Below are 13,463 nucleotides of genomic sequence, written 5' to 3'. Positions count from 1 at the left end.
AAGTTTACTAAGCGGTTAAAATACTTTATAACCGTTTTCTTTTGGCATGCACAGATGTACATACGGAATAGACTTTCTCAACAAGTCAGAAAGAAGGTGCATGATGGAAAAAAAGAGCCATCCTTATTATTATTTAGGCGGACTTATAGGTTTGGTTTTGGGTTACATAATAGCGAAAATTTATCAAATTTGGGTTGTTGTTTATTTGGGAAGTGATGCGAGCATTGGCGTTTTACCAATGTTTTGGAAAACTGCCTCGACAAATCCGGCTTTGCATACTTTTGGGGTTGTTCTTGTTTTCATGATTATCGGTATTCTATTTGTAAGAATATTATTCAATGTAGCTGAGAAGAAAATTGACAAACTAAAATAGAGCTAATGTCTAGCTCTACTTTGGAAGCTCTGAAGCCAATATTTGTTGTCTTTTTTAATTATAGTGACAGGGGATGAACCGATCATTTTTCTTAATCACTAATTGCTTGTATCAATATAACCTCATAAGAAGCGGCGACGCCTCCAGGAATACTGAACTTATCCTCGTACTTCTTAAACATCTCGGCAAACAATCGCCGGGAACCGAGTCCGCGCGATGCTGCCTCCGATGTGCTTGCTCCAACCGCTTTGACCGAAAGCAGAAAATCCCTTACAGAAGCATGCCTTTCCTGTTCGATAGAACGATCGAAATGTATGCTGCGGAAGCCTGCTTCTCTAAGCATAATTTGCCACTGGGCTGACGGTTGAAAAGAAAGGCCGTGCCGCTGCGGCTCCATCCCGCCGGCACGGTAAGCTTCAGCAAATGACTCATGCAGCTCGCTGAACGTATCCGGCCCGAAAGTCGTGAACGCCAGCATACCTCCAGGGCGGAGCAGACGTCGCAGGAACCCTAGCGTTTCCTTCGGATTTCGGAGCCATTGAAAGCAGGCGTTGGAGACGATGAGGTTGAACGAGGCAGGTGGTGCTTCAGCTGCCCACGTTTCTACATCGGCAGGCAGAAAGCGAACACGGGCCGATTGACCAAAAGAACTGACTCGCTGCTCTGCCGCCTCTATCATTTCCGGGGCAATATCAAGAGCCGTAATGGAAGAACAAGGCCAACCGTTCAGCAAAAGTTCGGTCAAAATACCAGTGCCGCAGCCAATCTCGAGTATGGTGCCCCCGTCCGCTTCACTTTCATCCATCCACCCATGAAGTGACTTTGCAAGCCTGCCTGCCATGCTGCGCTGCACGAGTGCATGGCTATCATACGAGCCCTCTGCGCTTCGATTAAATTGACGTCGGATCGAGTTAATCCTGGTATCCATACCACCATCTCCTTATTTCCCCGGCTATGCCTTCCTCCCTTCCCAGAAACGGCACATGCCCGCATTCCCCGATTGTTATGAGCCTCCCTTGCGGCAGTTGCGCGAGCAGCTCCTCCGCAGCGCCATAAGGACAAATCTTATCCTCGGCTCCATGGATAAGAAGAACCGGACAATGGATTTCCGGCAGGTAGGACAGACACTCCTCCTCGCGCAGTACTTGAAGACCGGCTATTAGTGATGATGTTGTCCAACTGCCGATTGGAGGTAGTACTTCACCGAGCCCTGATTTCCATTCCGCGTCCGTAAACAGCATTTGCCGGAAATTGTTTTCTACGGCATATCGATCCTTTTTAAGTGCTGCGATCATCTGGCGAACATAGACATCCGGCCAACCCCGGTCGTTCTGTTCCTTGGGACTGGTGAAACGGGCGGTTGCAGCTAGCAGTATAAGGCCATCCACAAACCCTTTTGAAGCGAGCCGCAGCGCGAGTAATCCACCTAGCGACCAACCACCGATCAATAACGGGCGTTGCAGCCCCATAAAATCCGAACCAGCAGATACCCGGACTTCCCTTACAGTCGTTTCCGTAATGGCAAGCATCTCAACCATTGAACCGGCTTCACTGTAATTTATAAAACCATGATGAAACTCCGGCAGCAAAGCCTGCAGCTTGTCAAAAACTGAATTGGGCATACTCCATCCCGTAAGCCATAAGATGGTGCCGCTCGTACCCGGCATCGTCATGATTTCAGCACTCCCAGTTTGACACCAATTGTTCGTATAGAAGCTGCCGCATCACTCAGCTCTTCATCGGTGTGGACGGCTGACAAGGAAAAGCGGATGCGCGCTGTACCTTCAGGCACAGTAGGAGGACGAATCGCCACTGCCGCGATGCCTTCCTCAGCAAGAGCACTGCTGAAACGCAGAGCCGTATCGTTATCGCCGACGATAACCGGTACAATAGGTGAATCGCCGGAACCGACTTCAAATCCGGCCTTGCCAAGCAAGGACCGAAACAACCGGCTTGCCGCAATAAGTCGTTCACGGCGCCATTGGTCGGCTTGTACCAAAGCTAATGCTTGTGAAATGCCGCTTACGAGAGAAGGAGGCAGCGCTGTCGAATAGATGAGCGGCCTCGCTTTATTGATTAGCCATCGAATGAGCGTATGGCTGCCGCTGACATAGGCGCCGTAGACTCCAAACGATTTGCTGAACGTTCCCATGTGGACATCCACCTCGTCTGACAGCCCGAGCTTATGGCAAAGTCCCTCGCCTCGCGGGCCATAAATGCCTCCGCTATGTGCCTCATCCACCATCAGCATCGCTCCGTATTCCTGTTTAAGCGCAGCCAATTCATGCAATGGCGCGCAATCGCCGTCCATGGAGAAGATAGTGTCCGTTATAATCAGCTTGCGCCGTTTATCTCGGTGCTTGTTTAACAGCAAGCGTAAATGCTCCATATCGTTATGGCGGTACCGGGCATGCTCTGCGCGGCTCAATGTAATGCCATCCACTATGCTGGCATGGTTGAGCTGATCGCTAAAAACTACATCTCCCCGGCCCGCGAGCGCCTGAATGACACCCACGTTTGCCGCATAGCCGTTGGCGAAAACAAGCGCTGCCTCGCTTTTCTGCCAAGCGGCTAGCGCTTCTTCGAGATGACGGTACGGCAACCGGTTGCCGGTCACAAGACGGGATGCGCCCGAGCCGGCTCCCTCGATGAGCAAAGCCTCACGCATCGCCTCAATAATGACGGGATGCCCGACAAGACCAAGGTAATCATTCGAGGATAAGTTGAGCAGCATACGCTCTCCCCTCATCACATAACCGGGACGCCCCGGAACCGGAGCGCTGGAGGTCAAGGAACGCTCCAGCGCTTGCTCGGCCAATGCCGCAAGTTCTTTCTCCATCCAGTTCATCATTGGTAATACCGCCGCCTTATAGGGCACACATTTCAATCTCAAAGCCCAAATCTTCAATCATCTGATAATCAGCCAATGCTTCTTGGCCTTGAGTCGTCAAGTAATCACCTACAAAAACTGAATTCGCAGCGTACAGAGACAGAGGCTGCAGCGTACGGAGATTAACCTCGCGGCCGCCCGCCACACGGATTTCTTTGGACGGACAAATTAGCCGGAATAAAGCCAATACCTTCAGCGCTTTCATGGCCGGTGTGCGGCCCGCATTTTCCAGAGGCGTCCCCGGTATGGCGTTCAGAAAGTTGATTGGAATCGAATCCGCATCAAGCTCTCTTAGCGCGAATGCCATTTCAACGATTTCCTGGTTCGTCTCGCCCATTCCGATAATGACGCCGGAGCAGGGGGACATGCCGTACGTTTTCACTTTTTCTACCGTTTCCACCCGTTGATCGTATGTATGAGTCGTTGTAATCGATGGATAGTTTGCTTTACTTGTGTTCAAATTGTGGTTGTACCGGTGTACGCCGGCTTCCGCAAGCCGTTTGGCCTGATCATCCTTCAAAATGCCAAGGCATGCGCATATTTTAAGCGGCATCGTATCGGCTATTTCTTTGACCGCTTCGACAACTTGATCAAGCTCTTTATCCGTTGGACCTTTTCCGGCCGCTACGATGCAATAGGTACCTGCTTTGCGCGCCATCGCTTCACGTGCCCCGGCTAATAACGTATCCTTATCGAGCAGCGTGTATTTCTTGACCGGCGCAGTCGACACAATGGATTGTGAGCAGTAACCGCAGTCCTCCGGACAAAGGCCGCTTTTGGCGTTGATAATCATGTTTAGCTTCACTTTTTTACCGTAAAAATGCTGCCGCACCCTATAAACCGCCTGCAGCAGCGGCAGCACCTCATCGTTGTCGGCCTCGAGAACAGCGAGGCCATCCTCTAACGTTAGACATTCTCCGTTCAGCGCTTTTTGGGCTAGAGACAGCCAATCCTTATTTGCGGCAATCGTTATCATCCTAATCAACCTCCCATGTTATGTACGGCAAGCGCCTGTCTAACAGGCCATAATTCAATCGTTTCTCGTACGGCTTGGATTAGCGTTTCCGTATCGGCTGCTTGATGCATGCGCGGGAAACGGCCAAGCACTTTAATACCGCTGTATTGTTCGATCAAATCCGCGTTCGTAGCGATGCTCGGGTCGTCCTGCTGATCTGACAGCTCACCCTCGTTCATGACAATGCCTATGATCGGTATATTACGTTGCCGAAGCATGGACACGGTCAATAGAGTATGATTAATCGTACCGAGCCCGGACCTGGCCACGATTAGAGCTGGTAAACGAAGCTCCGCAATCAAGTCCGCCACCATGGCGTCATCGGTTAGAGGAACGGCGACGCCCCCTGCGCCTTCAACAAACAAGGCATCATAACGTTTCATCAGCGGTTCGCCTGCCGCTAATATTCCTTCCAACGTCAGCTTCACACCAGCCTGCTTGGCGGCGAGCATCGGTGTAAGCGGTTCTGTGAATGTAAATGATGCTACCGTCTCGGGCTGCTCCTCTATACCCGTACTCTGCAGCAAACGTTCGGCATCCGTCATCCCGCTTCCAAGTGACCCGCCTGATTGCACCGGCTTCCAGACACCGACATGCTGCCCCTCGTCCCGAAGCGCAGCGACGATTGCAGCGGTCACAACCGTCTTCCCGACACCGGTATCCGTACCCGTAACGAATATTCCACGAAAGGCCGTTTCGGCTGTCATCCTATTCATGCACCCCAACCATTCTCGGTCACGCTAATGATGGCATCGGCCAAAATATCGGTCATTGCGTCAAGCTCAGCCTCCGTGCTCACGAGCGGGGGAATGAAGACGATAACGTTCCCAAGCGGCCTCGTCAGCATGCCAAGCTCTCTCGCCCGCAGGCTCGTGCGAACGCCGATTCGTTCCGTCCAATCGTATGGCTCGCGCGACACCTTATCTCGTACAAGCTCGATACCCACCATAAGCCCCTTTTGCCGGATATCGCCGACGTGCGGCCTATCTATTAGCGATTTCAGCTTCTGTTCTACAAATGACGCTTTCACCTTCACGCCTTCCACGATGTTTCGCTCTTCAAACAACTCCAAACTGCGCAAAGCAACGGCGCAGCCAAGAGGATTGCCCGTGTAGGAATGGCCGTGGAAGAACGTTTTCTGCTCCTCATAATCCGCATAAAAGGCGTTGTATACCTGATCCGTGGCAAGCGTCGCAGCCACAGGCAAGTAGCCGCCGGTAAGCCCTTTTCCAATGACCATAAGATCAGGTGAAACCTCTTCATGATCGCAAGCAAACATAGCGCCCGTCCGGCCGAACCCGGTGGCCACCTCATCAGCGATGAGCAGTACACCGTGCTTGCGGCACAGCGCAGCCATTTCGCTTAAGCATCCCGGAGGCATGACCATGATGCCGCTTGCCCCCTGAACGATCGGTTCCACAATAAGAGCCGCAATCTCATCGGCTCTCGTCTCGAGCAGAAGCCGCAAGCCGGACAGCGTTTCTTCCATCGCAACCGCTGCGCCTCCTTGACGATAGGCATTAGGATACGGAATGACATGCGAGGGAAACAGCATAGGGCGAAATATCTCATGATACAGCGGAATCGCGCCTACGCTAACAGCTCCAATTGTGTCACCGTGGTACGCCTGTTTCATGGTAATGAACGATGTTTTGCCGCGCACGCCCTGGTTATGCCAATATTGAAAAGCCATTTTCAAAGCAATCTCAACGCCGGTTGCCCCGGCATCGGAATAAAATACCTTATGTAATCCTTCAGGAGCAATTCGTACAAGCTTCTCAGCAAGCTCGATGGCCGGCACGTTGGCCATTCCGAGCAGAGTGGAGTGCGCGACACGCGTCAACTGGTCTGTAATCGCCTGATTAAGCTCCGGTACATTGTGCCCATGAACATTAAGCCAAACCGACGAGAAGCCGTCATAATAAGCACGCCCCTGGATGTCATAGAGCATGATGCCTTCGCCTCGTTCGATGATGAGCGGGTCGGAGCTGTTATAGTCTTTCATCTGCGTGAAAGGATGCCACACATGCGCTTTGTTCATGGCAGCAAGTCGTTCTGAACGCAAAGTCACGAAGTTCCCCCTCCGGTCTTTTTTGTGATATGTTAACCAAAATAATTCTTAATAGGTTAACAATTAGTTGTAGCTATTCTAGCAGACCAAGATCTCCCTGTAAATAAATCAGCTAATAATTTCACGAACATAAAAAAAGAACCTCATTGGATATGAGGTCCTTTACCTGACATGATTAGTTTTCAACTATCGCATTCATTTAAACCGGTCCTGGAATTGCTTGACTATTCCTTCCGTAAGGGTGTCGGCTAGCATAATAATGGTCCTCCCCTTGATCGAAAGCGATAATATCAGCTCCCCAATTTTTGCAATCTTTGCGATACATCTAATTGATCCGAATCACGACCCGCGCCTTCTTCAACATTCATTGTGTAATATTCAGAGATTCCGTACTGGTCGATATCCCAAAAAGAAATAGACTTGTATTACAACATTATTTTTCCTTTAGCAAAGAACGTTCTCTGATGTTTTACGAATTACAAAATAAAATAAATAAATAAATTTGCACAGCCTACAAGAGTACACATTATGCCACCAAAGCGTGTATTCCAAATATAAAGATCTGAGGGCTCAGTACCGTCCTTTGATGTCCAACGTTCTGTTATTTTCCAAAATACTGAGGTCTTAAAAATCATCAATAAACCTCCGATTATAAGAATAACACTCATTAAAATCATTGATATCCGATGCCCCCTACGTCAAATTTATATTTATTACAGCAATTCCTTTACGATTATGAGACTTCACTTTCGAATTTTAGGATAAATGAAGAAAACCACAGACTGTGGTTTTCTTCATTATAATTTATACAATAAAATTCCTGAAAAACGGCAGATATATGACTATGCAGAAAGAACTCTTTGTGCAAGGGTTCAGTACTTTCGAATAATGAATTACATTAGATGCCGAGTTATTGAGGCGTTATGGTTCAGTAGTTAATATCAGAAGAAAACTTAAAAAGATAGTGATGAAAGCAAGTAATTTTCAAAAATATGGCAATGTGTCCTATATCACTGAAATTGCTTATTTAAATAAAAAATTACGTCGTCTGCTCCAAATCTCTCCAAACTTTTCCCGGCAATTGCATGAGCAAATAATAATAGTTTTCCGTTCACAGTAAAATAATCGACATTTAGATAAAAATCTGAGTTGCCAACAATAAAGGGCTCACTTTTATTATCTAAATATGTTGCGACAAACACATGTTTCTCATTATAAAAGTTTTCACCATGGTTTTTCATAATGGACATAGCTGAAGTAGAATATTCACCATTAGTAGGGTTATCGATGACTGATGTCATAGGCTGAATTATCCATTTACCGAATCCTTGTTTCGTAAGGCCAACAATTCCTAATTTATCTCTGTTTGCTAAGAGTATTATTTTAGTTATATGCTCTGCGTCCGAAGAATAACCCTCAACAGTTATAATATCATTTGCTGTGAACCCTTGTCTTTTAAGAACTGAAGAAATACTTGTATTAAACTGGTACCAAACAACTACGCCAATCAAAACTGCAATAACGATGGATACCCCTATTAATCTTCTCTTCATATTAACCTCCTTTGATCCTTGAAATGGGAAAGCAATGTTTCGAAGAGAACTCCGAAACATTGCAAATGAACTTGACGTATATTCAATTAATCGTAATTTGTGTAGGGACTGACGGGTTAAGGACATACGCGGTTATATTTGCTGTTTTATCATGATTATAGAACCTAAAGTAACGAGCAAATGAACTTCTCTGGGTGGAGGTATTAAGGTATGAATCCACAGCTTTATATCCGCTAGAATAATTTTCTGCGTATACCGTGTTATTGGTATCCTTCGAATGAGTAAATGGTAGACCATTCTTAATACCTCGTAAAGTATGCCCTGCAGCAATGGAGAAAGTATTTGAGACGAAGGATAATTTTTGCCAACTATCATCTTTACCAGCTAGCTTTACATATGTAAAGCAAATAGTCGATAGACTACCGTAAGAAATTACGTGGCTATTATTGGTGACATTAGTGTTGTCTTGAAAGAATAATTCCCATGGAGCCCAACCTACCAACGGAACTAAGCTGAATGCGGCACCAACAAATTTTTCTACGTAAATACTACCAACCTCTTTTAAGTTATTTATCGCAATTTGTTTATTAGTATAGAGTGTTGCCCCGTCGCGTGCCACAGATAGGTTGGTATTATAACCAATACCCTGTGCATATAAATCCTGCAAGTCGTAACTTTGATTATTTTTGTAATGCGAATATCTTATCTCATACCATTTAACATTAGCATTAGAATTCGGCACGGTAACCATAGCGCTAACTTCATCGCTATTTGACTGAGAGTAAATAGCCTCAGCTTCACTTTGTGTAAGTTTTTTGACGCCAAGAGCATTCAACTTAGCTTCAAGTTCCATCTCATATCTATCATCGACTAAATTACTGCTAATATCATTTTGTGTCCCCAAACTTCCATCCTGCTTCCGTGCGTTCAGAAGTTTCCTAGTTCTGTATTCAGACAATTGTCTCATTACTTCTTGAATTTCTGCTTTCTTTACCTCAACTTCTTTATTAGCTTTTTCCTGAGCTGCCGTATTTTCTTTTTGATTTTTAGGTGCAGCTGACGTGGAAAATCCAAAAGATAAGACCATTGCAAGTGACAGAATTAAGATTGAAAATTTTTTGATCAAGTTAATCTTCATCCTCTCTTATTTTTCATATTATAATATATTGAACGTTGGCCAGACGATTCAATCTAATTGGCCTATTAGTCTCTCTATGTTATAGTCATAGATGGACTACATCTCTACATGGTAAAGAAGCTAGGCTAAAGGTTGTTATCAGTAGACAGTACAAAGTGAACTAGTAGCAGTTGAATTATTCCATATATTTTCCTCGGTATTCTCAATATTTCATTTCTTCCAGTTTTTTGCAACAAAATCATAATACATGATTTTCCATTGAATGTATATCCATTTTTTTAAAGATAAAATCCTCGAATTTTACGACATCATAGATTTGACTGATAATCAGATTATAAAAGGTAACTTATAACAATAAAAATGGCGTATCAAATTGGTTGTCAATTTGCACGCCATTTTACATGTCAATTTAAATTTTTTACCTCTAAAGTGAACCCATAAATTGGATTTGAGGTTCTTTTCTTCTACAGTATTCATTTAAACCGGTCAGGGAATTGCTTGACTATTCCATCCGTAAGGATGTCTGCCAGCATAATAATGTGGTTCTCCGCTTTATCGAACACCATAATATCGGCTTCCCAATTTTTTGCGAGCCTTGCCGCGACATCGTCTGCAAGTAACTGCAAATGGATGTCCAACTGTTCCTTTAATTGCTTATGCGTCCAGTTTGGGTTGGCGCTGCTAAGAAATTTAGCAATATCATCGGCGTTTTTGTACCATGCTTTATTGAATTTTTCCAAGTCCGCCTGGTTCCCGCTCTTTGCTGCATTTACTATTTTCCCGGCAATGACGATATGGTCCGTTAACAGCTCGGTCAGCTTATTGCCAGCTGCCTCCCCATAATACGGCTTTATTGCATTTCCAATATCCTTCTGGTTCTTCAACAGCCTTGCCAGCACCTGCTCCTGATCCAGCAAGCCTGCAAGATTGCTTACGATGTAACTTCTCGTCCATATCACATGATCGATCCAGAGCTTTCTCATATCGCCCTTTAACTGTACCATGGATGGACTCAAGCATTGCTCATGCGTGTGATTGTGATCATTTTCTGCAGCAACGGCCCTCATTGGAGCCAAGCTCATTATAAGAGTAAGAGCGATACCCAACAAACCTAACTTGAAAAGCTTGCTTTTCATTAATGTATTCTCCTTTTCATGCATGAAATAACCAATCTGTTATATTTTGGACAAATCAATTCATTTCATACACGACGGAGATCCTTTTAAGTTTATATATCGTCTACATGGCTCTTATTTCAAGCAGCTCGTATTTAATGACACCCATAGGAGCGTTAACACTGATAATGCTGCCTACTTTTTTACCGATAAGCTCCTTGCCCAAAGGACTTTCATAGGATATTTTATTTTCGGCGACATCCGCCTCTTCCGTCCCGACAATCTGATATTCGATTTTCTCGGAAAATTCAATGTCATTGAGTATGACAACAGATCCAATGTTGACTTTCGATACATCTAATTGATCGGAATCGACGACACGCGCCTTCTTTAACATTCTTTCGATGGTAAGAATTCTTGTTTCCATGAAGGCCTGATCTTCCTTGGCGGAATGATACTCGCTATTTTCCTTCAAATCGCCAAAACTAATAGCCAGTTTAATGCGGGCGGCTAATTCTCTGCGCTTCACATATTTAAGATCATCCAGTTCAGCTTCTAATTTAGCCAAGCCCTCTTTGGTTAAAATAACTTCATCTTTCGACATATATACAGCTCCTATTTGCTTTGTTACATCCATTTTAACCTATAACCTGCAAACATGCGAAATGCAAAAGCCATTACCGCATGTATTCTTACTTTATTTTACCTATAACGCCCAATCTTAGTTTTGACCTTCTCAAGAATAGGTGCAGCCATAGCCCTTGCCTTTTTAGCACCTTCAAACAGAATATGATCAATTTGTTCTGGTTCTCCCATTAATTCATTGTATTTTTTGCGTGGTTCCTCCAAATAATCATTCATGACCTGAAACAGTTCCTGCTTTGCCTCTCCCCAACTAATGCCGTTTAGATATTTATTCCTTAACTCTTGGATTTGTTCAGGAGTCGCGAATTCCTTATACAATAAGAATACGTTAGATGTGTCAGGATCTCTCGGTTCGTTTGGAGGTGTAGAATCAGTTTTCATTTTATTAATTAACTTTTTAAGATCCTCAGTTGATTCAAAAAGCGGAATCGTATTATTATAACTCTTACTCATTTTTCTACCGTCAAGTCCAGGGATTACAGCGGTATATTCATCAACTACATATTTCGGCAACTTGAAGGTATCCCCAAAATTTCTGTTGAATCCTTCTGCAATATCTCTTGCTATCTCTACATGCTGAATTTGGTCTTTTCCCACTGGAACTTTATCGGATTGAAATAACAATATATCCGCTGCCATCAAAATCGGGTATGTGTACAACCCCATATTAACCCCTGAATCCATATCCACTCCCAATTGTTCATTTTTATCAAGAATTGCTTTATAAGCATGGGCACGGTTCATTAATCCTTTTGGGGTCAGGCATGAAAGTATCCAATTAAGTTCGAATATTTCAGGCACATCCGATTGTCTATAAAAAATCACCCTCTCTGGGTCAAGCCCCATAGCAAGCCACGTCGCAGCAATACCGTATGATAAATGATTATATTCCTCTTTGTCCTGAATGAATGTTAGTCCATGATAATCAGCAATAAAATAAAGTGCTGTACAATCACTGACTATTGCGATTTGGAGAGCGGGTTTTATTGCTGCAATGTAATTCCCAACATGGACTTTCCCCGTGGGCTTAATTCCCGTTAGTACGATTTCTTTATTCATGTTCTCCCTCCTCATGATACATAAAAAAGGGGCTCTCATCCTAGAAAGGACGAGAAAACCCCGTGGTACCACCTTAATTAGCCCGCATTAAACGGACTCACTTAGCGTATCGAAACATACATGATGTTTGAATACGTGTCTCTTGTAACGACGAGACTTTCGCCAAAGCCTACTCAATCTTATTTTTCGGTTTGGATGCTCAGAAGCCCACTTCGGCATAATCTCTACACTGATTCGCACCAACCATCAGCTCTCTGGAGTATTTACTATGCGTACTCTCTTCATCATCGCAAAATTGTTTTTTATTTTATTACTACATTTTTACAACACAAATGGAGGAAAGTCAAATACTCAAGTTATTCCCTTGCATGCAGAGAATGGCCTTCCGATATGTCCACTTCTCGTCACGTGTAGACAAAGGCTTCACGTCTCGGAGCATAAGGATTTTTCCAATTCCTATATTAAGGGGTACACTTCAGTATCGTTGTAAAACTAGATTTTATTTATCATATCGACTATTAACCCTACCCACCCAATCAATGATACCCATAAAGGAATAGATAATGTGGTACCCCAGAATAACCCGATAACTAAACTTCCGTCCTTATTCATAGGCGTCACCTCCTGATTAAGCTGCCGTCCATTTCTTTTCTGTCTGATTAGTTATAGTATATGTAAGCGTTTTATAAAATACAAGTAATTTTTATACTATTCTTAATATTCTGAAAATTTATTCGTAAGTTTAAGAAAATTTAGAATCTCCCATTGGTGGAACGGTTTAAATAACAACTCGGACAAAATCCGGTGTTAAGGGCTGCCGCGATTAGGAATTCGCGCTTTTGCGGCTAGGTGTACGCGGACATAGAATCCGTTATTAATCCGTTTCGCCCCTCTTTTGAGGTACTTGTGGACTATGTCCCCATTCCGCATAAGCATAAGCATGACCTTGATGGCCGGTTTATTCAAGCATAGATTTTTACAACTACCATTAGCTATCTTTCACTACATAAAAGTCCTCCCCTTTTATCCGGCCAGTACTCTATTAACGGCATCAAGAAATCGGTCTATATCAAATGGTTTTACGATAAAATCAGTGGCGCCCGCCTGCATGGCTTGTACAACTAAATGGCCCATCGTTGAGCACATCACGATCTTTGCCTCCGAATCCTCCAGTTTGATCTGAAGAGCTGCCTTAACTCCATCCATAACCGGCATGTTAATATCCATCGTAACCAGATCAGGTTTTAATTGACGGTATTTTTCTACCGCTTCTCTGCCACTGGATGCCTCTCCAATAACCTCATGCCCGCCATTGGCAAGGATAACTTTAATCAAGACTCTCACAGGTACCGCATTATCAACAACAAGTATCTTAGCCATTGTACTTCACCTTTTATTATCAAAATAGGTTTGTCTGCCATAAAGGGTATGGAGATCGGCGGCTTGCCTCCGTTACTCGATGGATGTAGATCTTCAGTGGAAATCGGTTGACAAAGAACTCTCATAAATGACAAGAACTTGACCCTATTTCCTTCCAAAAAACCATCGCCCGGGTTGGGCGATGGTTTTGTTACTTCTACAATTCCTCTATTGCCTCCAGGAAT

The 13,463-nt window shown here is 44.4% G+C and carries 14 protein-coding genes and 1 other annotated feature; of the genes, 1 reads left to right on the top strand and 13 read right to left on the bottom strand.

What is annotated here, in order from left to right; all coding sequences use genetic code 11:
- The first annotated feature begins 100 nt into the window (after positions 1–100).
- Positions 101–373 (top strand): hypothetical protein, encoded by a 273-nt coding sequence (locus DFP97_RS21560; protein ID WP_147275079.1) that lies wholly within the window; start codon positions 101–103, stop codon positions 371–373.
- Between the two features lie 91 nt (positions 374–464).
- Here DFP97_RS21560 and bioC read toward each other — a convergent pair whose 3' ends face one another.
- The 13 genes from bioC to DFP97_RS21495 form a co-directional block, all read right to left on the bottom strand.
- Positions 465–1,301, bottom strand: a complete 837-nt coding sequence (gene bioC, locus DFP97_RS21555; protein ID WP_114382252.1) for a malonyl-ACP O-methyltransferase BioC — start codon at positions 1,299–1,301, stop codon at positions 465–467.
- A complete protein-coding gene (locus DFP97_RS21550) occupies positions 1,285–2,046 on the bottom strand; it encodes an alpha/beta hydrolase (RefSeq protein ID WP_245976498.1) in 762 nt (253 codons plus the stop codon). Before DFP97_RS21550 ends, bioC begins: the two co-directional genes overlap by 17 nt.
- The gene (bioF, locus tag DFP97_RS21545; RefSeq protein ID WP_114382275.1) at positions 2,043–3,221 is read right to left on the bottom strand and encodes an 8-amino-7-oxononanoate synthase; all 1,179 of its coding nucleotides are present in this window, start codon (positions 3,219–3,221) and stop codon (positions 2,043–2,045) included. The genes DFP97_RS21550 and bioF overlap by 4 nt, the downstream gene beginning before the upstream one ends.
- Positions 3,222–3,240: 19 nt before the next feature.
- A complete protein-coding gene (gene bioB / locus DFP97_RS21540) occupies positions 3,241–4,239 on the bottom strand; it encodes a biotin synthase BioB (RefSeq protein WP_114382251.1) in 999 nt (332 codons plus the stop codon).
- Positions 4,240–4,244: 5 nt separating this feature from the next.
- A complete protein-coding gene (gene bioD / locus DFP97_RS21535; protein WP_245976497.1) occupies positions 4,245–4,985 on the bottom strand; it encodes a dethiobiotin synthase in 741 nt (246 codons plus the stop codon).
- Between the two features lie 5 nt (positions 4,986–4,990).
- Positions 4,991–6,319: an adenosylmethionine--8-amino-7-oxononanoate transaminase gene (gene bioA / locus DFP97_RS21530; RefSeq protein WP_114382274.1), complete on the bottom strand. Its 1,329-nt coding sequence runs from the start codon at positions 6,317–6,319 to the stop codon at positions 4,991–4,993.
- A gap of 506 nt (positions 6,320–6,825) precedes the next feature.
- Positions 6,826–7,017 (bottom strand): DUF6199 family natural product biosynthesis protein, encoded by a 192-nt coding sequence (locus DFP97_RS32325; RefSeq protein WP_425453551.1) that lies wholly within the window; start codon positions 7,015–7,017, stop codon positions 6,826–6,828.
- A 342-nt stretch (positions 7,018–7,359) separates the two neighbouring features.
- Entirely contained in the window at positions 7,360–7,902 is a 543-nt protein-coding gene (locus DFP97_RS21520; RefSeq protein WP_114382248.1) for a hypothetical protein, read from the bottom strand.
- An 82-nt stretch (positions 7,903–7,984) separates the two neighbouring features.
- Positions 7,985–9,028: a hypothetical protein gene (locus DFP97_RS21515; protein ID WP_114382247.1), complete on the bottom strand. Its 1,044-nt coding sequence runs from the start codon at positions 9,026–9,028 to the stop codon at positions 7,985–7,987.
- A gap of 485 nt (positions 9,029–9,513) precedes the next feature.
- Positions 9,514–10,176 carry a glycosyltransferase gene (locus DFP97_RS21510; RefSeq protein ID WP_114382246.1) on the bottom strand — a complete coding sequence of 221 codons (663 nt, stop codon included), beginning with the start codon at positions 10,174–10,176 and terminating at the stop codon, positions 9,514–9,516.
- 103 nt (positions 10,177–10,279) lie between these two features.
- Positions 10,280–10,759, bottom strand: a complete 480-nt coding sequence (gene greA, locus DFP97_RS21505; RefSeq protein ID WP_114382245.1) for a transcription elongation factor GreA — start codon at positions 10,757–10,759, stop codon at positions 10,280–10,282.
- Positions 10,760–10,857: 98 nt separating this feature from the next.
- The gene (locus DFP97_RS21500) at positions 10,858–11,859 is read right to left on the bottom strand and encodes a tryptophan--tRNA ligase (protein ID WP_114382244.1); all 1,002 of its coding nucleotides are present in this window, start codon (positions 11,857–11,859) and stop codon (positions 10,858–10,860) included.
- Between the two features lie 42 nt (positions 11,860–11,901).
- Positions 11,902–12,156, bottom strand: a binding site (T-box leader).
- Between the two features lie 726 nt (positions 12,157–12,882).
- Positions 12,883–13,239 (bottom strand): response regulator, encoded by a 357-nt coding sequence (locus tag DFP97_RS21495; RefSeq protein WP_114382243.1) that lies wholly within the window; start codon positions 13,237–13,239, stop codon positions 12,883–12,885.
- Between the last annotated feature and the right edge of the window lie 224 nt (positions 13,240–13,463).

Origin of the sequence: Paenibacillus prosopidis (assembly GCF_003337375.1) — a bacterium.
Taxonomy (GTDB): domain Bacteria; phylum Bacillota; class Bacilli; order Paenibacillales; family Paenibacillaceae; genus Pristimantibacillus; species Pristimantibacillus prosopidis.
This window is presented reverse-complemented; position numbering and strand designations above follow the sequence as displayed.